This is a genomic window from Microbulbifer maximicatervae (SeqCode), from assembly GCF_052467225.1.
In genome coordinates this window covers 2,446,058-2,466,862 of the sequence record NZ_CP174303.1, presented here as the reverse complement: position 1 = coordinate 2,466,862, position 20,805 = coordinate 2,446,058, and the positions used below count along the sequence as shown (strand labels likewise).

The 20,805-nt window shown below is 45.7% G+C and carries 21 protein-coding genes; 16 read left to right on the top strand and 5 right to left on the bottom strand.

Annotation, left to right across the window (positions count from 1 at the left end; genetic code table 11):
- Nucleotides 1-276: 276 nt before the first annotated feature.
- The 13 genes from ACJJIZ_RS10910 (at nt 277) to ACJJIZ_RS10850 (ending at nt 16,061) form a co-directional block, all read left to right on the top strand.
- On the top strand, nt 277-885 hold the full coding sequence (locus ACJJIZ_RS10910) for a helix-turn-helix transcriptional regulator (RefSeq protein ID WP_444916134.1): 609 nt from the start codon (nt 277-279) through the stop codon (nt 883-885).
- A 1,063-nt stretch (nt 886-1,948) separates the two neighbouring features.
- A complete protein-coding gene (locus ACJJIZ_RS10905) occupies nt 1,949-2,563 on the top strand; it encodes a bactofilin family protein (protein WP_413665223.1) in 615 nt (204 codons plus the stop codon).
- A gap of 70 nt (nt 2,564-2,633) precedes the next feature.
- The gene (locus ACJJIZ_RS10900; RefSeq protein WP_444916133.1) at nt 2,634-3,866 is read left to right on the top strand and encodes a class I SAM-dependent methyltransferase; all 1,233 of its coding nucleotides are present in this window, start codon (nt 2,634-2,636) and stop codon (nt 3,864-3,866) included.
- Nucleotides 3,866-5,176 carry a MotA/TolQ/ExbB proton channel family protein gene (locus ACJJIZ_RS10895; RefSeq protein ID WP_444916132.1) on the top strand — a complete coding sequence of 437 codons (1,311 nt, stop codon included), beginning with the start codon at nt 3,866-3,868 and terminating at the stop codon, nt 5,174-5,176. Before ACJJIZ_RS10900 ends, ACJJIZ_RS10895 begins: the two co-directional genes overlap by 1 nt.
- A complete protein-coding gene (locus ACJJIZ_RS10890) occupies nt 5,169-5,870 on the top strand; it encodes an OmpA/MotB family protein (protein WP_413665220.1) in 702 nt (233 codons plus the stop codon). Before ACJJIZ_RS10895 ends, ACJJIZ_RS10890 begins: the two co-directional genes overlap by 8 nt.
- Nucleotides 5,867-6,940, top strand: coding sequence for a hypothetical protein (locus tag ACJJIZ_RS10885; protein ID WP_444905722.1), 1,074 nt, complete (start codon nt 5,867-5,869; stop codon nt 6,938-6,940). The genes ACJJIZ_RS10890 and ACJJIZ_RS10885 overlap by 4 nt, the downstream gene beginning before the upstream one ends.
- Nucleotides 6,941-7,752: 812 nt before the next feature.
- Nucleotides 7,753-8,478 (top strand): hypothetical protein, encoded by a 726-nt coding sequence (locus ACJJIZ_RS10880; RefSeq protein ID WP_444916131.1) that lies wholly within the window; start codon nt 7,753-7,755, stop codon nt 8,476-8,478.
- Nucleotides 8,479-9,041: 563 nt separating this feature from the next.
- The gene (locus ACJJIZ_RS10875; RefSeq protein ID WP_444916130.1) at nt 9,042-10,193 is read left to right on the top strand and encodes a serine hydrolase domain-containing protein; all 1,152 of its coding nucleotides are present in this window, start codon (nt 9,042-9,044) and stop codon (nt 10,191-10,193) included.
- Between the two features lie 541 nt (nt 10,194-10,734).
- Nucleotides 10,735-11,010, top strand: a complete 276-nt coding sequence (locus ACJJIZ_RS10870) for a hypothetical protein (RefSeq protein ID WP_444916129.1) — start codon at nt 10,735-10,737, stop codon at nt 11,008-11,010.
- 359 nt (nt 11,011-11,369) lie between these two features.
- Nucleotides 11,370-11,969, top strand: coding sequence for a glutathione S-transferase N-terminal domain-containing protein (locus ACJJIZ_RS10865; RefSeq protein ID WP_444916128.1), 600 nt, complete (start codon nt 11,370-11,372; stop codon nt 11,967-11,969).
- Nucleotides 11,970-12,149: 180 nt separating this feature from the next.
- Nucleotides 12,150-13,577: an alpha-amylase family protein gene (locus tag ACJJIZ_RS10860; protein WP_444916127.1), complete on the top strand. Its 1,428-nt coding sequence runs from the start codon at nt 12,150-12,152 to the stop codon at nt 13,575-13,577.
- A gap of 205 nt (nt 13,578-13,782) precedes the next feature.
- A complete protein-coding gene (locus tag ACJJIZ_RS10855; protein WP_444916126.1) occupies nt 13,783-14,667 on the top strand; it encodes an alpha/beta fold hydrolase in 885 nt (294 codons plus the stop codon).
- Between the two features lie 338 nt (nt 14,668-15,005).
- A complete protein-coding gene (locus ACJJIZ_RS10850) occupies nt 15,006-16,061 on the top strand; it encodes an alpha/beta hydrolase (protein WP_444916125.1) in 1,056 nt (351 codons plus the stop codon).
- Between the two features lie 139 nt (nt 16,062-16,200).
- Here the strand turns inward: ACJJIZ_RS10850 and ACJJIZ_RS10845 are convergent, their stop codons facing one another.
- The 4 genes from ACJJIZ_RS10845 to ACJJIZ_RS10830 form a co-directional block, all read right to left on the bottom strand.
- Complete coding sequence (locus tag ACJJIZ_RS10845) at nt 16,201-16,575, bottom strand: hypothetical protein (protein WP_282933382.1); 375 nt, start codon at nt 16,573-16,575, stop codon at nt 16,201-16,203.
- On the bottom strand, nt 16,568-17,122 hold the full coding sequence (locus tag ACJJIZ_RS10840; RefSeq protein WP_413665211.1) for an RNA polymerase sigma factor: 555 nt from the start codon (nt 17,120-17,122) through the stop codon (nt 16,568-16,570). The genes ACJJIZ_RS10845 and ACJJIZ_RS10840 overlap by 8 nt, the downstream gene beginning before the upstream one ends.
- 11 nt (nt 17,123-17,133) lie before the next feature.
- Nucleotides 17,134-17,934: a DUF6249 domain-containing protein gene (locus ACJJIZ_RS10835; RefSeq protein ID WP_444916124.1), complete on the bottom strand. Its 801-nt coding sequence runs from the start codon at nt 17,932-17,934 to the stop codon at nt 17,134-17,136.
- A gap of 62 nt (nt 17,935-17,996) precedes the next feature.
- Nucleotides 17,997-18,287 (bottom strand): hypothetical protein, encoded by a 291-nt coding sequence (locus ACJJIZ_RS10830; protein ID WP_444916123.1) that lies wholly within the window; start codon nt 18,285-18,287, stop codon nt 17,997-17,999.
- A 170-nt stretch (nt 18,288-18,457) separates the two neighbouring features.
- Between ACJJIZ_RS10830 and ACJJIZ_RS10825 the strand changes: the two genes are divergently transcribed.
- The 3 genes from ACJJIZ_RS10825 to ACJJIZ_RS10815 all read left to right on the top strand — a co-directional run bounded on the left by ACJJIZ_RS10825 (nt 18,458) and on the right by ACJJIZ_RS10815 (nt 20,284).
- Complete coding sequence (locus tag ACJJIZ_RS10825; protein ID WP_444916122.1) at nt 18,458-19,066, top strand: DUF924 family protein; 609 nt, start codon at nt 18,458-18,460, stop codon at nt 19,064-19,066.
- Nucleotides 19,066-19,683, top strand: coding sequence for a LysE family translocator (locus ACJJIZ_RS10820; protein WP_282933387.1), 618 nt, complete (start codon nt 19,066-19,068; stop codon nt 19,681-19,683). Before ACJJIZ_RS10825 ends, ACJJIZ_RS10820 begins: the two co-directional genes overlap by 1 nt.
- Nucleotides 19,684-19,984: 301 nt before the next feature.
- Entirely contained in the window at nt 19,985-20,284 is a 300-nt protein-coding gene (locus tag ACJJIZ_RS10815; RefSeq protein ID WP_108732704.1) for a YebG family protein, read from the top strand.
- An 84-nt stretch (nt 20,285-20,368) separates the two neighbouring features.
- On the opposite strand, the gene ACJJIZ_RS10810 is transcribed toward ACJJIZ_RS10815, so the two are convergent.
- Nucleotides 20,369-20,764, bottom strand: coding sequence for an MAPEG family protein (locus ACJJIZ_RS10810; protein WP_413665207.1), 396 nt, complete (start codon nt 20,762-20,764; stop codon nt 20,369-20,371).
- Nucleotides 20,765-20,805 lie beyond the last annotated feature (41 nt).

The following is a 20,805-nucleotide window of genomic DNA, read 5'->3' as shown; positions in this document are numbered from 1 at the left end:
TAGCTTTTTACTTATCTCAAAGTGAGAACTTAGAGCCTATAGATGTCTTCCCGACCCAGAATATGAATTCAGGGCAATAGTTAAAGATTGTGCGCCCCTTGTAGTACATCAGTGAATCACCTAACCTTCAAACACGCCCACCATTGACCGCAATTTGCACAGATAGCCTATTATTTGGACAAAGTCATATAGCTGTCAGACAGGTGTCGCAAGAATATCGTAACCAATAAGGACTGCCCCCCTGAAAATGGAGCTCAAGTTTCAGAGGACAGAAGTATGGAAGTGAAAGTTAACTCAAAGAAAATTATTAAACTGAGAACAACTAGGGCTTGGAGTCAACAACAACTAGCCGATGTTGCATCATTAAGCCTTAGAACCATTCAACGGATAGAAAAAAGTGGAAATGCCTCTCAAGATTCAATAAAAGCAATATCTTCAGCATTTTCACTGAAGCCCATAGATATAATCCTTCAGGAAAACCCAAAAATATCAATGGCCAAGCAGGGCAGAAAATATCTCACCGCAATATTGGCCCTGGGTACGACTTTACTCTTGTATACCTCCTTATCGTCAGCTTCTCCAATAATGCTTAAGGTAGATGCTAGCACCAGAAACGAGAACCTGGCCTCCGTCCGCCTCCTCAATAACGAAGGAGATGAAAGCGAAATCCAAATCGAAAACACACTTAGGTTCGAGGTATCTGCCGAACAAGTTTCTGAAAACCAAATTCGATTGCAGACAAAAATATATGAATTTGGGGCTTCTAGTGGTTATAAGCAGATAGCACGTCCCATTCTGGTGACAGGGTTCAACCAAGCTGCAGAGGTAGAGTTTAAAACTTCAAACGGAACTCCGTTTAAAATCCAAATTACCCCTGAAATTTAGCCAGCCCAGCAAGGCTGGCACCCCTGCCAACGCCACCAAAAATATCTCTTGGGCCTACCTTTTTGTGGGTGGGACTGAGAGGTATGCAGTGAGTGATATATATCCTAGCAAAAACTGCCTGCAGCTCCACCCTGTGAAAACAGCCTTCCTGAAGACACCCAATAGTCATTGCAAATAAGTGCACACTTACATTTAGGATAGAATTTTGAAAGCGCAAGAATGCGAGGCTCAGACATTAATCCAAATGCCAACATAAACAATTCTTTACATAGGAATACATCGCATATTGCAACAATATTTTAATCCACAAATCATTAGCGGATTAAAAAACAGGAAACGACGATCATCACGACCAAAAGGTGCTACAAGTCACACTTTTAGCATGCAATCCGTGCTAAATTCAGCGCATTCAAGTCGAGGTCAGCTTGATTGATTGCCAGACCGAAAACGCTGGTAAGCTCGCTGTAGGTAGTATTCCAATCATATATTGTTTTGTGCCAATAGGCTCGATACCCATCAGCAGACAATTAGAAGTATGCCCTCCACAAAAGGAAGTAAATATTTACTTACAGGTCGAGCCTGAAGTAAATAGCGAGAATATAGCGATATCAACAGCAATCGCAAAAATCGATCGTAGCTTAAGGTCAGAAGAGCCTCTTCTTCACCTTGATGCAAGCACGAGAAAACGGGCATTGCAACTTTACGAGAGAGACGAAAACTGTAAAAGGACAAAGGAAGTCGTTCTTAAGGTATGTGCACAATAGGGAAAAGGCAGAGACAGGGATATTTTAGGTGACCAAAAGCACTGATAGTCTAATTTTCTTTTTTAGTAAAACACTCACAGCAAAGAAAAAAATTTGACATAAATGTAGGGCCGTTTGTTTTGATAGGTTTTATTCAGTATCAAAATAATCCGTACCCGCCATTAAAAAGTGCCTTATCACTTTTGAAAATTTTGATTTTCCGATTTGACAAAAACCCAACGTATCGACAACCCTGTAACCACGGTTATCGGTGCAATCGACGCAACAGCTGACTTTTCTAAACAGAGAGACTTATTTCTATGAGCACTGACAAAAGCAATGACTCCACACCATTTTTAGCAGGCATGAGCGCTGTTGAGCAGCAATCATCTCTTTCGGGCTCAGGCTCCAAGTCAGTGCTGGGTGAAGGTATTAACTTTCGTGGCGAGCTGATCGGCACCGAAGATCTGCACGTGGAAGGTACTGTTGATGGTACCGTGATCATGGTTGGTCACAATCTTTCTGTTGGCACTGGCGGTGCAGTTACTGCCAATATCCACGCAAAAAATATTGTTGTAGAAGGCACCTTGGATGGCGATGCCCTTGCCGATGAGTTGATCGAAATCCGCAACACCGCACAAGTTAATGGCAATCTGATTGCACCGAGAATCAAGCTGGACGACGGCGGTAAATTCCGTGGCTCCATGGATATGGTTGATACCGATTCCGAAATGAAAGAGCGCCACAAGGAGTTCTCTGATCGTCTGGTACACCCAGACCTGCCCGCAGCAGAAGAGAAGCCCGCAGCCCGTACTCGCGGCAGCTCTACCTACTCCTCCAGCACCACAAGCACGAGCGATTCCTCTCGCCTGTCCGACACCAGCGACTACCTCTTCGGCACTAAAGAGACCGAAGAAGAAGCTGAGGAAAGCTAGGAAACCTTCTTAGTTAATCCTCAATATGGGCCCCGGCTAATGCCGGGGCTTTAGTTTTGGTGTGGGAAATATGTTGCAGCATCATTCATTTGGTATTGCTGCTTTGGTGGATGAAGTCATTCAACCAGGTAGTAAAGTTTTAGATTTGGGATGCCTTTCGTTTGGCACCACACAGCCTTTATTGGAGCGCTCCTGCCAGACATTTATCGAAGATTTACGCAGTCTGCTATTGGATACTTCTGCCCTCGATAAAGAAGTCAGGGCCGTTAAGCTTTCTGAATATCTCACCAAAAAGCCCCAACGAATCAAGCTTGATGTGGTGCTCTGCTGGGATCTATTCAACTTTATGGAGCCTGAGCTTATTACCAAGCTCATTGAGGAAATCCGACCCCACTTAAAGCCGCGTACCATTTTCCATACAATGCTGTACACCGGCACTATGCCCAAGGGGCCCGCGGATTTTAAACGCCTTTCTGGCTTTACCTTCAATACAGAACCGCTCCACCTGGAAGAACCACTGCCCACCTATAGGTACTCATCCCTGAATTTAATGAAGACTATGGGCAACTTCTCCCTGCGCTCTTCCCTGCTACAAAGAGAGGGGATGCGTAAAGACCTTATCGAATTAATGTTTGAGTATGGCAATGTAAAATCGCCAACTTCAGTGATGGCCAGTGGATCATCAGCAGCGGTATCCGCTTTCCAAAAAAACCGCCTTACTAATATTTCGCTAACCGCTCTCGACACCGCCCTGACTCACGTCAAGCGCTCACCGGTCAGCAAAGTTCTGGATATTGGGCAAAAGGCTGGGAGAAATATGGAACACCTCCAAAGGGAGGTGGGCGAACTGTTTATTTCTGATTTTTACTCATCGCTCGCTTGGCAAATCAGCAGAAAAGTGCCATTTGAAGAAGCCGTTCAGGCCGCGTTGCGACAGGCAACCCTACCAAAGGATCTCAATTGCATCCTCCTCTGGGACCTTCTCAATTTCTTTTCCACCGAGCAAATACAATTGATCACTAAAGCCCTGCATCAATATCTCAGTGATGGTGGCGTGATGCACTTTTTGCTGTTCAAGCAAAACAAGCTTCCCGTCAACTGTGGTGTATTTGAAATTCAAAAGTCGGGCCAGGTTGGAACCTATATTCACGCTTCGGGTAGTAAGCAGCCCCAGCTCCGCACTATCACCGATGTTGTGAAATCTCTACCAGAGATGAAAGTACTCAGCCAGGGAACCGGGCGAATACCCAACGGACCTTTTTATCACGAAATAACAATGCAAAAAGTTGTAAAGGATAAATAATGACCCAGTTTTTCTATCACTGGTTAACCAAGTTGTCTGCGGAACAGGTTACCGACACCTTTCTTATGGTCATGCTTGCCATTGGTGCTATAGCCATAATCCTCTACCCTTTAGGCAAGTTTCCCCGCTTTGTAAAGGAAACGCCGTCACTACTGACTGCCCTCGGTATTTTAGGTACTTTTATCGGTATCATTATCGGTATCTATGGATTTGATCTAAACGATATTGACACCTCAATTTCAGAACTGATGCAAGGTCTGGAAACCGCCTTTATGACCAGTATCTTGGGACTCTTCCTATCCCTGATATTGCGAACTATTTTTCAAATATTCACTAAAGAACAAGCCCCTAAAGCGACAGCAGATGACATATTGCAGGCTATTAATGGTCAGCGCGAAGATCTGGCAAAATTCCAGCGACAGATTAGTGATGAAGTCCTACAGTCACTCACTGCGGTTGTAGAAAAGTTTAATAGCGGCCTGAATGCCCAGATGGGTGAGAACCTACAGCAGTTTACCCAGCAATTGGAGGCCGTATCCCCTGCTCTGCAAGCCCTAATAGATCAGCATCAGCAGCACGCAGAACTCGCAACTATTTACCGCGACCAAACTGCAACTCTTCTCAATGAAATTAATGGTGCTCAGGAAAACCTTCTAATGTTACACCAGCGTATTACTGAGCTGCCAGAAATTTTCAACGTGATTCCCACCCTGGTAGAGCAGCAGCGCAATCACGCAGAGCAGATATCAATCATGCTGAATGAGCAACAAGCTTCTATTGAAGTTCTACAGCAATCGATCCCCGATATTGCGCCCAAGTTTGAAGCGCTCACCCGAGGAATTGACCAAGCTCAACAGCAACTTGGGGCCCAGGTTTCCAACCTGATCTCCCTGAGTAGGACCCAGGCGGAAGTATTCAACCAAAGAACCAGTAAGGTCGTAGCCCTGGCCGATGTGGTTACCAGTATGGACCCCAACCACTTCTCTAAAGCAATTCACGAGCAGGCTACCAGTCACCGGGAATCCATGGCCGAGCTAGCTCAGCTGATCGCCAAAACTCACAACCAGATGATTACCGAATTGTCACAAGTGATTACTCGCGATCTTAGTAATGCCGATGTCAGTATCAAGCGTCAATATGAACTTCTGGATGAACGTCTGCGCGATGAAGTAGAGAGTGTTATGGCAGCGATGGGCGATGCCCTTGGCACTTTAAGCGGTGAATTCTCCAGAGACTTCCGTCAGCTCATCCAGCAAATGAAGAGAATCGATGCGCAAGCTCAGAGAGTCACTGGAGAGGCGCATGTTTGAAAGCACGCAAGCCAGTAGTGAGTCCAGCGATAGTCAATGGATTAGCCTATCGGACATGATGGCTGGCCTGATGATGGTATTTCTCTGTATTGCCGTCTTTGTAATGCGTTCCCTTATCGACGAACGCGCCAAGATCCGCGAACTCGCAGAGTCTTACCGGGACACCCAGTTGGCCATCTATCAAACTCTGCAACAGGAATTTGCCCACGACTTAACTCGTTGGGGAGCGTCTCTGGATAAGCAAACCCTGGCCATCTCCTTTAATAACAGTGATGCCTTATTTAAAACCGGTGATTTTACCCTGAGCGACAATGCCCGCGAGATTATGTCCTCCTTTGTACCTCGCTACATCGAAGCGCTCACGCCCTATATGGATTCCATTGCCGCAATCCAAATCGAAGGGCACACAAGTTCTGAATGGGGAGATCAATCCGCACCGGAAGCTGGTTATTTCCACAACCTGCGACTTTCCCAACAGCGCTCCCGAGCCGTAATGCAATATGCCCATTCATTACTGCCTTCGCAGCAAGCCGTCCTGGTACGGGCCAAGGTAGCAGCTGTCGGTTACTCCTCAGCTCGCCCAGTCTTGGATAAAAATGGGGTAGAAGATCCAGATCGTTCTCGCCGGGTAGCATTCAGGGTAGTTAGAGACTCTGAGAGCCATATCCTGCAAATCCTTGAGGAAGCTCTGTGAACCTCACAAAATTTCAACCCATTCAAAACCGTCAGGCTATCACAGCATTCCCAAGCGCCACACGAGCACTATCAGTACCTTATGTCATTAACGATGGTGATTCATTCTCAGCCGGCAAACGTCCGTTAGCACAGCGCTTGTCTGAAATGCCTGATCGAAACAGCTTAGCCAAAGCCATCCGTACTGGAATGCAACTCGATTCAAGTGATCTGGACAGCGTACCTGTGGCTTGGCGCTACCGGGGTATACCGGTTTTTTTATTTGGCCTGGAACAAAACCCGGACTCTTTTGGTCAAGTTCATATTTACCCCAAGTGCCCAATAGTGAATAACTATAAGGGTCCGGTTTGGATAAGCAGTGACTATAGCGAAGCGCGAAAGGCATTTCCCCAGGATCAACTAAAGCCATGCCCTCACTGCTTACGACACCTTTACAGCCACAATATTCCCGATGTTGTACACAAAGACCGTTTCGGCAATGTAACCAATATCGACTGGCTGACCTATACCCGATACTTTGCCAGCAATATTTTTAAAAGACACTCTCTCATCTGGAAAAATGGCGAACGCCCCCAAAAAGTTAGTTCTGTATTCACCCCTGAAAACCCGAAATATAACTGCTCTATCTGCCAATGCGATATCAAAGCCGGTGGATGGGCACTCAACCAAGAGCTTGCAGAAAGTAGCGGTCTCCCCAAAGAGATTTGCCTACTCTGTGCAGAGAGAAGGGCCCGTGCCGTTATACTCGCACCACCCCAAGCCTCACTAAGAGCCGCTACATTGCGCTACGAATCCCTGGCAAAGCAACTGGGTAGTGATCCTCAGGCCTCATGGATGATCGCAGAACAGGTAGTCCCCGCATCCTGGCTACCATTAATACAGAGACTCAAATCCCTAATGGGGCCACCCAAAGTCTTCCAAGTAATCGCGCCCAGGGTATTGGCCGTACTATGCTGGCCAAACCTCGGCCGCGCCATCCTTGCCGATGGCACCAAAGAGGCAAAGATACCAGCCAGTTACTCAGTTTGGAGAAAGGCTCAGATTGAGCGGGAATTAGGACTTTGCAACTAGATATATTAATGTGCTGCCTCCGGGCAGCTTATTTTTGTTACTTATCGGCCAAACTGGCAACTCTATTTCATCTTGTAGCTCTCTACATCACTAGATCAACCCAGATTAAAATCTATTCTCTTCTACCCCACCGAGAGTTAGCACCTCCTCAATTTATAGATCCAACAAAGCCATTTCAAGAACTTCAAGACTTTTGACCAAAAATGTGGTTACAAATAAGTCACAAAAAAATTAAACTTTTAAGCTCGGAATGCCGTAAGGGGATGCAGTATTAGATAATGTGATCACACTACCCCTTCATTCTTTACACATGTAGAAGATTTTCTACTGTAGATTACTTTTTTTACAAAAGCTATCCCTATAGAAAATAACCAATAGAAAACCAGAAAAAATACAATTAGCCCAAAATATCTATCACAGGAGAACCGACTTAAAAGACCAAAAAATCTATCCTAGAAATCATACTCGATACGACCATCTCCAAGATTGCCAATATTAATAAAAACTACACTACAGGACATTAAAAGGGAACCTACCTCACAAAGGACACAAACCCCTGGGCAATAAACACCCCCGAAAGAAATAACTCACAAACTAAGACAAAATTTGGAAAGGTGTTGCATTTATTTCTTGAACCTAACTTTCATGAAGAGTAACTTGATTAGCAATACATGCATTACAAAAACTGAAATATGATAACTCCTGCTTTTGCAGTTGTGTCCAAGCCAAATAAAAAGGTTCTACTCGACGAGAAATACACCGAGCACATTCGACGCTAAACCAGTCGTTCTATAGCAAGATGGAGATATAAAATGCCAGTAAACAATATAACCCTGCAAGACGCAAAGGCTCGTGTTCGCGCCACATTGCAAGCCGGAGGGCTAGTGATTGTCCAAGAGCCGCACAATGATGTACCTCACGGTTTCTCCTTTGCAGCTGAAGCGATAGCTGATAATAGCGATCAGCCTCACTCATTGTTCGTCGAAGCACCGCATGAAATAAAAGCTGCAGGAACTCTCTCCGCTTACCCCAATAGGATAAAAGACTATTTCGCGGGTGGCGTAACTGATACTGAAACATCAGCGCTATTAATCAATATAGCTTCTCGGAAAAGTTGGGATATAGCCTGTGTGGATTCATGGAGAGGAAATGGAGAGTGGAAATCTTCAGAAAAACGTCAAAAGGGAATAGCAAGAAGAATTATTCACCACTTTAATATAGGCGGACGTCCAGGCGGAATAATCCCTATAGGTTCTGCGCATGTCACAGGGTTAAGAATGGGAAGAAACATGATTGGAAGCCGACGTGTTGCTCGTACTATAAGCACTCTTTCAAACCAAATCCCCGATGATCAAGCCATTAACTATCAGGGTTACTGGGGATTGGGAAGGTATATTGCCGGACGGAACTTACAAATGTATAAATTCACAGCTACCGGAGATTATTCCCATATCAGTGCACCGAATGTTTCTCGAGACCTCCACATTCAGTTTGTTCCTCGCGACAGAATCTTTCGAGCTCGAAATCTTGCCATCTAGAACCCCCAAAAGCTCTTGCTTTTGTAATGCTTAACAAGCATCTGATCCCAGATGATAAACTCAGCCATGATCCAAATTTTCATTTTCCGTCAGCAATCACCACCTACACGAATTGCTGACGGGCCTCTCTCACAATGACACCATTTCTAATAGATTATAAGTATAACCTTCCTAGGTCGCATACATTAAAGAATCAACTTCCAAAAGAAAGATTATCGAAAAAATACTGTTAGCATATATTCCAGTCAACACCCTAAAGTAAGGAAAGATCATTACTAAGGGATATCAAAGTCGACTTGAAATTAAACAAAGGATGTTCAGATCAATACGATTATCAGGTAGCTGTTATAACCTATAATTCTTCGAGCAGAAAGACCTCAAAAAACACCCTTCTCTAGCACTTACCTGAAAATAATTACGAACAATATTTAAAACAATCATTTGGCAACAATGTACCAAAACCCTTCATTGCATCGAAGCCTCAGAGTATACCAATCGACATAAAATCTCTGTATAAACACAGATCCAGCACTTGCCTTTAAAATTCATTCGGGCTTATTAAAATGCATATAGGATATAATAAAACTTTACCAAGGATTCTCCTGGCAGTCACGCTTCTAACGTCACCCTTTATCGCACATGCCGACGATTCGTTACAAGAGTTTCTCGAACAAATACTTACTAATGCCCGAGATAGCAACAACCTTCCAGCAGTCGGTGTACTAGTTCAAATCGATGGCGACATCGCTGCCATGGCGGTAGACGGAGTTCGCGCACAGGGCCATAATGAAATAGTAACTATCAATGACCGCTGGCACATAGGTTCTAACACCAAAGCGATTACAGCAACAATGGTAGCGCGCTTAGTCGAGCAGGGCATATTACAATTTGAGGATACACTAGCTGACTCATTTCCCTCTTTTGCAAAAGATATAGACCCCGCTTACCGTAATATTACGATCACACAATTGCTCAGTCACACTGCCGGCCTACCCCCTTTATCCAGCTGGTATGAGCTTCCTACATTAATGAAAGTAATCGAGCCGGAACACAGTATTCGAGCGCAACGCATGGCAGTCGCACGCCATTACCTCACTGTACCTCCCAGCTCCGAGGCTGGCTCAGCTGAATATTCCAATCTCGGCTTTATCATTGCTGGGGCTATCGCCGAAGCTCGAACAGACAAGACCTGGGAAGATCTCATCAAGGAGCAGATCTTTGCTCCACTTGGTATCAAGAATGCGGGTTTTGCAGCTCCCGGCTCTTCGACCACATTAGATCAACCACGTGGCCATAAAAAATCCTGGCTGGGCAAGCTCACCCCGCTAGATCCTGCCGACAAAAATAGTGATAACCCACAAGTAATGGGTCCCGCAGGAACTATCAATATATCACTCCAGGATTGGACTCTTTTTTTAGAAGATCAACTCAATGGCGTACATGGTCGCGGTAAATTGCTAAAGACTGAAACCTATCGTAAGTTACATTCACCGGTGACAGGCAATTACGCTCTCGGGTGGGGCGCAGTGTACGACTCTGAGTTATCACTTCTTGCGCATACTGGCAGTAATGGATATTGGTTTACTGATGTGCGCATCATGCCCAAGCATGACATAATTTTTCTAATTGCTATAAATGCAGGGCACAAGACTGCGGAAAAGTCGATGAAAGATATCCGCAAGCACCTTACAAAACGTTTGAAACCATTTAAGTGATCCATTGGAGCAAGCGGGCTTGATTATTCAGGTCCGCAGCAGTTTCTCACTCTCTCCTCCTATAGACGTCCATATTTTGTGAAAAATAGCAGCCGCATTAAAGAAAGTCGCCCACCTTTAAATATATTAAAATAAACAATTCTGAAAATTAATTTTAAAAACCACACCTCAGATCCTTAAACAGAATAAGCCAGCATAATTATCAACCCATACGGACACATAGTAAGATCCTATTAACAACTAGTGGACCAGCTTAAATTTAGCAAACACCGAAATTCGATTCAAAAAGGATTTAACACCAAAATATAGAGATACCTCCTTGTAAACAATGGTGTGATTGGCCATTATTGAACTACCGCTGAGTAATAAGGCACAAGTAAGTAGCGGCCTGTGAATTGACTCTCTATATTCTGACTAGAATAGAAAAACCATCGAAACCAGACAAAAATACTAACATTACTGACGAAAACAGCTATTAAAAAGCTCTACCCTAGGCAATCAATATTGCGCCTGGTATAACCTACAAAAATAGATAATACTCATGAAAAAGCTGATTTTCTTTCTACTATTTTCTAGCTATGCAAATGGAACATCTATAGAGCCTGCAACACTAGAACAGCTTCTAGAAAGCACCGATCACGTTCTGCAGGTTCTGGTTCAAAAGGTAGACATGGCCACCTCAAGCGGAGAAATCACCTTCAACCCAGATGAGAGAACCAGTCCTTTCGCAGGAAATAAGATTAGACTCCATGTTAAATTGATGCCAAATGGTGTAATTAAAAGCAACCTTGATCATGCCCCCCGGATTTTTACGTAGAACTTTGGGAAATGTGGCACTATCAACTCGGCAATATTCAAGAGTCATCATTAGGCGAAGAATTTATCTTTCTGCTGAGAGGTCCAAACTTAAACAAGGTATACCTTCAGTATTTTATGAGAAAAACAGATGAAAAACCTAATATTATTGAACTACTGAAAAAGCTATCTGACTAATTAATGCTACCTCTAAATTCACCCTTAAATTTTCAGTCAGCATGAAAGTCTCGGTATAATATTTAAACACTAGATTCTGTATACTCTATTCTAAATATCGCGAAGGGAGGTAACATATAGCTTCTCGGATACTCTTGAATACCCTGCCACTTTCTTCAGCAACACCAAAAAGGAGTACATGTTTTGAAATTAATCACAGGCACTGATTCCACCTGGTCCTTAAGAGTCTGGATATGCGCCCAAATCGCAGGCCTTGACATTGAGATCAAAGCCATAGACCTCTCCAGCCCTAACTACAAAAACGAAGTACTTAAATATTCCCAAGCTGGACTTGTACCTGTGTTGTTGCTTGAAGATACTTATATTCATGATTCACTGGCAATCGCTGAGTATTTTAATGAGCTCTCCAAAGGCATCTTGTACCCTTCATCAAATATTGAGCGAGCACAATCAAGAAGCCTATGTGCTGAACTTCACTCCGGTTTCATCGCCTTAAGAAGCAACTGCCCTTTCACTCTAGATAAAAGCAACTCCTCCCCGGATATGAACCCTGGAATTCAGGCTGAGTTAAAAAGGATTGAAGATATTTTCTCGAAAGCAAAACTGCCCTTCATGTTCGGCTCTGCTGGGGCTGTAGACGCATTTTACGCAATACTCGCTTATAGACTATTTGTTTATAATATCTCATTAAGCGAGAAAGCTACCAAATACCAGCAAAGTCTTTTGGAATGGCCAATCTTACAGCAAGCAATTGACCTGGCTGCAGAGTGGAGAAACCCATAATTAAAGCTGTCGCCAAATGTCGCTTTGGAACTTTCTTATCAACTCATCGATTACAAGGTTGGCTGTAGCCAGCCTTGTAGTTACAACAGCATCAACACGGCGAAAATTTGTAAGTTATTTACCTAATTTGCCATAATCACCAATAAGGCAATCAATCTTAAAGGGCCTCGGATAAGATACATGCTTATATCCAGCCTGCACTTGAGTACTGAGCAAGCAAGAAGCGCCACATCTCAAACTACTTGGCTAGCCATTATCAGCCTCTTCTTAGGCGCAGCCTGTATTCAGTTAGTTATCACGCGCTTTTTTAATGGGCAAATGGCACCGGATGTCTTCGCAAGCTTGTTACATCAGCTTGTACAGACTAAGGGCACACCTTCACTTGTCAAATCACTGGTCAGCTACCTTATCCCCTACTCAGTTTTTGTAACCTATACACTCCACCTGGCACTATTGCTTGCTGGAACCCTCTTGATATTGCGTGTTTTTATTGTTTTGGGCGCGACACTCATGTTTTTTGGTTTTATCTTGCTGTGGGGATTGACTTACATGGGAGAAAACAGCTGGTACTTCGAGTTTTTGTCACCTGCGCTATTTGCCTTAATCTTGGCAGTTAGCATTTACAAGCTCCATAAAGAATCTCAATACAATTTTCGTTCTCGGCTTTTAGGCGCGGTGATAGCACCGAGAGTAAGCCTATTAACCTGGAGTTGTTCGATTGTTGTAGCATCAGCTCTCTTATTTGGGGTCTTTGCTATGTCACGCAATGGTGGCGATTACGTATTCACTGTAAGCGCCCTATCCAGTATTACCATTGCCGTTTTATCAATAGCTTCAAAGTATTTAGACAAGTATCGAAATACTCCCCCCAAGCAGGATTCAACTCCGATAGTAGGGCGCTGGATTGATCTATTTACCCTCACCATCGGGGTAATGTTAGTCTTTCAGGTTTTTGAGGATGGGCTATTAAATTGGTTTACTGTAGAAGGGTACCGAGGTCTCATTAACTCCTATGTCGAATACGGGAATACACCGTATTGGTATCGGGGAGCCTTGTCCTGGGTAGCGGACCACGCCGAGATCTTTATGCCAATCCAGAGAATATTCGAGACCTTTGCTGCAATTTGTATGGTGATTTTAGTATTTCGATTTCCAGTTGTACTGCTGACGACCGGTCTCTTTGCCATTCTCTCTTTTACAGAATTTGGAGTTACGAATGCTTGGCCTCCGGCTCCAGGCAAACCTCCCGCCTGGGTATTTGAACTACTGCTTACGACATTGGTTAGCTTTACCTGCGGTCTCTATTACTTACTAGATGCTATTGCGCACAAATCCTGGAAGCATTGGATATTGGGTCCCAAAATATTTGACTCAGTGTCAGATTTCAATAAGTGTTTTTTATTTATTTTCTTACTTATTATCGAAATAATTATATTTTCCAGCGCGCCCACACAAGAGGAGACCAAATTCATTGCACTACACTTCTCTGTACTGTCACTTATTCCTTTATTCTTCATTATGATAATTCTGGATAAATACCGAGCAGTCACACCCAATATAGATTTTTATACCAATCCAAATGGGAAAAATCATAACCAACTACCCTAAGCTCCCACCTACTTTGGCTTTAAGCAATCAATCCTATAAAACGGACGTTTGTGCAATTTATATGGTCGGCAATATTGCAGCAGCAACTAATAGCAGTAATTCCACGGTACAATGTGGACCTAAGCGAATATTGGTAGCCGAAGCCACTTCGCCTACGAACTTCCTCTGATAACGTTATACAAATTTTATTGGGTTAATTTGCGTCATGAAGACTCTTCATCTGGTATTTTTATTTAGCATCCTGTCTATTTTTTCTACTTATGTGGCAGCAGAGAGAATCAAGATCGACAACTCTCTCACTATCCACTACGAACAAGCGGGTAACGGCGATACGACAATCATCTTTATTCCCGGCTGGATGATGTCTACAAAGGTTTTCGAGCATCAACTTGCCCATTTCAAGGACTCCACCAAGTATCGCGCACTAGCTTATGATCCCCGCGGCCAGGGCATGTCATCCAAGCCTGTTGAGGGCCATACTTATCAGCAACACGCTCGAGACTTAGCTGCACTGATTGACAAGCTGGGGCTTAATAGCGTGATTCTCGCGGGTTGGTCCTACGGAGTGACCGAGCAACTGGCCTATCTCAACCAGTTCGGCACTGACAAGATAAAAGCCATGATTATGATCGACACTGGCCCGGATATTTCTGGGGCCAGCCGGGACGAGTGGGTCTGGTATCTGAATGATGATTCAGACGGATACTCGCGCTCATTCACTGAGGGGGTTATTGAGGACCGCGAAAATGTGATTGCAGAGTTCGCCAAATGGATGCTTGAGAATCCCACTACAGAAAATATTGCCTGGATATCTAATATCGCCCATCAAACCTCTAGCAGCGTCGCCGCAATTACCAACGCTACTGGTTTTTACCTCGACTACAGCAAAGACCTTATCGGCCTTGAAGGGAAGATCCCTATGCTATATGTGGTGCGAAATGAAGTTAAGGAAGTGGCTGAAAAATGGATCAAAGCTAATACCCCTTCCGCCACTACCGCTTATATGGGAAAGCATATGATGTTTTGGGAGAGACCCGATGAATTCAATGCAGTGGTCGATCAATTTCTGGAGAATATAGAAACTAAGTAGCATTTACTATTTTGTTAAACTTAGGGCAGACCGACTTCAGCCTGTCCTAAGCTTTAAGTCTGCAGGCCCTACTTCTTCGACTTACCCCCGCTCAACAAGGCATATCTCCTAGTCAAGGCACTTGACATCTAAAGGGTCAATAAATAGATTTAAGTCATATAACAATAAATTGGCAACTTCTTCCGGCACAAACATCGGCGCACGTCGACACGAGTACCCTCTACTGAAAATACCTGACAAGCAGGCAAAAGCAGCTTTCTTCAACCAGTTTTAGCTGGTTAATTTAACCCGAACTTTAGTATTACACCCTAAAATAATACCTACATGGAGAGTGGAAAATGAGAGTTCTATTTTTAGCCTTGATAAGTGTTTGTTCGCTGATAGCAAATGCTTCAGATTTTATTCTCGCACAAAAGACGGAAATCAAATCAGATTTTCTTGGTGAAAACCGAACCATCTTGGTGAAACTTCCCGAACAATATAAGGATAATAACAAAGAATATCCTGTGCTCTACGTATTACATGCTCAGTGGGACATGCTTTCTACTTTGTCTACTGTCGATTTACTTGAAGGCCAAGTGCCCAATTTTATCGTGATTGGTGTAGAGGGAATGGGCAAGGAGTTGCGCCCAGATCAAAGTAAATCGACAGCATTTTCTCGGTTCTTAGCGAACGAAGTTGTGCCTTATGTCAATAAAAACTATCGAACCGCAGATTTTAGTATTTTGTCTGGGCACTCCAACTCTGGCCGCTTCGTACTCGACTACTGGCTAAACGACAAAGCACCATTTTCACAGTACTTTGCTTTTAGCCCATCATTAGAGGATAAATATATAACCGGGCGAGTTTCCAATTTAGCACCCAAACAACTCAAAGAGCTTTCCCCGCTGACCGTGACCATCGCTAACGAGGGGGAGCATATGCAAGTCCCATTTGACGAGTTGAGCCAAACTCTCGCAAATGTACAGGGCGCATCCTTTACTTTCCAGAAATTCCCAAAGCAATCCCACAGAACGACTAAACATCACTCTATGCAATTTGCACTACAACACACCTTTGCTGGATGGGAGCCAACTTACGAACTTAAAGTAAGTGGGTTTGATGGACTGACAAATCACTACCGTAATTTATCAGATAAATTTGGCTTCAAAGTAGTTATTCCCACCAATACCCTGCAGCGCTTGATGGCCCACCATGCCATTTCCGACTCTGAAAACGCAGCTAGCGAATTAAAACTCCATATCGCATATACCATCAAAGAAGTTTCGAGCGGGATCCATGCCACAGTTGAGACAGCAGAATATCTGCTGAACAATGGCTATGAAGAGGCGGGGAAAACCATATTGAAAGAGATGTGCAACCAGGCTGAAGAGCACGCTCGCTGCAAAGGCTGACAAAATCTACTCGAAGGCCAGACACACTCTTAATGTGAAGCGAGTCCACTAAAACTTATCGGAAAGTTTGTAAAGTAAAAAAGGAAGCTGCCCGCCCTATCATGATTTAGGCACGGGCTTCCATAAAGGCAGGCTCTCGTTAGCGGCGTGCGGCGAAAATGCCACCGGTCATTACCGCTAAAGAAGATAAAAGTCCAACACCTACCAAGCTATACAAGCTAATGGATTGCTTGGCCATCTCGGCAACTACCTCACTGAAAGGGAACTGCCAGGCAATAATCCCTAAGGCAGCTGCTACCGCGATGTACTGAGAGTAACTGGAACGACGCTTTGAGCGTTTAGGCTGCGCAGGGAGCGCGGCCATCACGCGGTCACAAAAACCATCGTTATCCAAATGGGGCTCATTGAACTGGAGCTGTTCACTTAGCCAGGCGTCAAACTCCCGGTCGTTGCCCTCTAAAGCCATTTCACTCAAGGCGTTACCTTTCGTGTTGCGCTGTTCAAAGTTAACCATTTACCACCTCCTCACGCCAGGGCTGTAGCAAGCTACGCAGCTTGGCCCGAGCACGGTTGACATGGGATTTTACCGTACCAAGCGGCAATTTCATAATACTTGCCGCCTCCTCGTGAGAAAAGCCCCTGTGCATACACAGATGGATTGCTTGCCGCTGCGGGCCACTCAGGGTATCCATCGCGGCAGTGAGGTCCCTAGCCATCCCTAACTGCCGAGATTCTTCAATAGTCTCATCGGCCTGAGCCCTATCCACTGCCTCTTGATCCACATCGGGCATATTCTTACGCTTGTGGCTCATGACAAGATTATAGGCGATACGGTACAGCCAAGTGCTGAAGCGGGCATCCCCCCTGAACGCCGGCAACGCCTTATAGGCCTTAATAAAGGCCTCCTGCGCCATATCGTCTGCCAGACCCTGGTCACCATCACACAGCTGTCGGAGCGAGTATCGCAGCTGAGATTGATAGCGACGAACCAGCTGGGCGTATGCCCGCTGGTCCCCGTCTTTGACGGCCCGTCTGATTAATTCCTCGTCATTGAGGTCCATACTCGCCTTTCCTACACCTGCTTGTTATCAAGCTTCCAGTTCACATAGCGAGCCACACCGATAAACAGAGGGATCAAGCCAAGACTGCCTACTCCAATACCTGCAAGAGCTGAGAGGGAGAGGAATACTGCAGCGCCTATTGCAATCAGAGTGATACCGCGATCACTGGAGCTATTTGGCTCTCTCTCATCTAAAAGATCAATTAGCTCCGGGGGCACATCCCGACCGTCAGCAACCATCTGGTTGATATTGCTCATAACCAGTTGTTTCTTGCGATAGCTGCTGCGCGTAACCAACCAGACAATAAATACCGGCATACCAAATATACAGAGCAGCGCTACAACTGGGATTACAGATGAGTCGTCACTTCCTGAATGGTGTGAATCATGGTGATCCCAGTGCCTGTCCCGGCCCCGGTAGTCACGACTCTCCGATAACCTGATTCTGACATTGTCCGGTACGCTATTCAGGGTATCTTCAGTAACCTTGCCGTCTACATCCAGAATGCCCTTGCTTTTCAGCCGTTCAATAATTTCCTGGCTTAGGGGGCCACCAAAGTCCTGCCCCAAGTCAACCCGAACCTCACTTTTCTCACCATTCTCGCCTTCGGATTTGATCGTGAGAACACCATCTTCACGCAATATACGGACGCGGGTTTCAGATTCGGAGGCCTCCACACCTGGCGGCGGCGGGGGCTCTGGGACAAATGAGTCCTCCTCCTGGGCCCAGCTGCCCATGCTTATGCTGGATGCCGCAATGGCCACCCAACAGCAGATGACTGCCTGGAATGATTGTTTATTTCTCGCTCTCATTACTTACTCTCTAATCATTTTCGTTATCAGTGGTGTGAACCGTCATTGGGGGGGGGGGTGACCTACATCACCATCATTCGAGCCTTGGAGTAGGGGTAAGCCATTCCTCCTCGGGGCTCCTTTTCCTCAGCAATACGCACAGGAGCTAGCCGGTTAACCTTTTCACTCTTATCAGTGCACTCGCCAAGCTTCTTAAGCACTTGCTGATCAATTTTCTGGGTGAGCTCTCGGTGAATCCCATCCTGGGAAAGCGTCAGCTCAGAGGCATTAACCTGGCCCACTTGCAAAGCCGCAACTACCAGAGTTAGCGCGACGCAAAATTGTACCTTTTTAGTTGATCTCGCAGTAAACATTGTGATCTCCCGATTTTCCCTTGTACGCCACTATGACGATTCGGGGGGGGCACTTGGATGCAGCTGTATAATTTTTTTTACGCCAACACTTGGAACCACCTTCTACTGGTCGTCACTTGGCTGGAACGATCGGATAAACTCGGAACACAACACGGAATGAGAACTTTGATATGACAACCCCTGATGATGTCCTGGTTTTTTGGTTTGGCAGCACTGATATTCGTGGCAACTCTACTGCTGCGGAGAAGCAGAGTTTATGGTTTGCCGCTACTCCGGAAGTGGACGCCGACATCAAGGCAAGATTTGGAGCTATTACCGAGTCAGCGCAGCGTGGAGAGCTGGACCGTTGGCGGCAAACTTTGGAAGGCGAACTCGCCTTGCTACTGGTTTGTGACCAATTATCCAGAAACATTTACCGGGGCACCCGCCAGGCATTCGCTGCAGATTCCCTGGCACTGGCAATTACGATGTCACTGATTCAGCGCGAAGAAGCCCCGAATCTTGGACTCTACCAGCAGGTATTCTTGGGCATGCCGCTAGAGCACAGCGAAGACCTCGTGACCCAGCAACACTCGGTAGACTACTTTCGACAGTTGCAGCAAACCTTCGCAGAAGACAAAATTGCCTCGCCCTATCTCGACACTCATTATCGATACGCCCTTGCCCATCAAGAGGTCATCGAGCGATTTGGGCGCTTCCCTCACCGCAATGCGGCTTTGGGTCGCACTTCCACTCAAGCAGAAAAAGAATGGCTGGCTCAAGGGGGCGGCTTTAAATAATGGATTTACTCAGTTGGTTATCTCTCGCGGGGATCTGTGCCCTCGGCGCTATGTCTCCGGGACCGAGTCTTCTTATCGTCTTACGCAGCGCCTCCTCAGGCCTACAGCAAGGCCTGGCCAGTGCTATTGCTCACGGAGCCGGGGTCGCTATATACGCAATTCTTACCGCATTTGGCCTGGCGGTGCTGATTACTAGCTCTCCTCTTCTATTTAACATTCTGCAGTGGGCCGGTGCAGCAATGCTGGTCTACCTGGGCTGGAAAGCCCTCAGTGCACCCGCACCGGGTACCAGTACTGCAACCGTACAACCTCCTCACCAGAGCCTGAAGCGCTCTATCGCTCAAGGTTTTGGTGTTGCCTTCTTCAACCCCAAGATCGCTGTATTTTTCACCGCCCTATTCAGCCAGTTTGTGTCAGAACAGCAAGCCCTGAGCACCAAGCTGGGCATGGCGGCGCTGGTTTCAGGAGTGGATGCAATTTGGTACTGCATCGTTGCCCTGGCGGTTCACGCCAGCCGTAAACGCCAGCTGGTCAGCAAGCATATTGGCCATCGCATCCAACAGGTTTTCGGGATCTTACTGATAGGACTGGCTGCCCGGCTGATCCTTAGCATCTAAAGCCACAGGCCTGCAGAAACCTTCACTACCTCAGTTTCACCACACCCAAATAAAAAACAGGCCCGCAAGCGGGCCTGTTAAATGATGTGAAGACAGCCAGTCGCCCCGGGGGGAATGCGTCTGGCTGTATGCACATTATGACAGTGTTCACGCTTAATGGCGGACCAATCATCGCACCTGCTGGTCTTTTGACCGCATAGAGCCCTTTCTTCACCGCATCGTTGACACTGAATATTTATACAGTTAGGGTAGCGGCATACAAACTAAGTGGACAGTCTAATAGACGATTGGGAGGCACACGATGGCCGTAGTAGCTGTTTGGAAATGCGATAGAGACGGAGCAATGTTCGACAACAAAAAAGACGCTGAAGAACACGATAAGATGCTGGAGCTCGCAGCTAATATCACGTCGCTGATTGAGCGCCACATCGACAGCATTGATGAGCAAGTGGGCGAAGAGATCGGCCTGCTGTTGGCCAAACGCCGCGATGCCCTGGCTAAAGCCTGTAAAGGGAAGCCTGAAGTACTACTCGAAGAAGACGAAAACATGGTGCAGGAGAGCGAAGATGATCGCGTAACTCCGCTCGCCGCCAATCAGTAAACGCTTATAGATTCATCCCTGTACTCTGCCCGGTTCTACCGGGCTTTTTTGCGTGGGGCTCATACTGAGCCTCACCAATAAACTTCAAAGATTAATTACGGCATTAGCAATGTTAATGACCGCTAACACAACGATAACGACCCAGCTGATTAAAGTTCCCCAGAAGCGCCCAAAGTGCAGCCCGCCTTTGCCCTTGGTCAGTCCATAGGCATGAAATACCCGTGAGATAAAAAAGAGCGCCCCGAAGAGGTGTAACCACAGTGCAGGCAAACCGCCCAACTCTGCAGCCAGCAACAGAAGCAACGCTATCGGAGTGTACTCAATCGCATTAGCGTGAACTCGCACCCTAATCTCATTGAAACGATCATCTCCGGTTCCAATTCCCACTTTCTTTGTGCGACGAAACTCGACTACCCTGAATGCCAAGTAAATAATCAGAAGCGCACAGAGGCCGGTGTAGAGTGCTGTGATATTCGCCATGTTTTTTCCTTGTTCTTATCAATCTGGCCAGGGAATATATC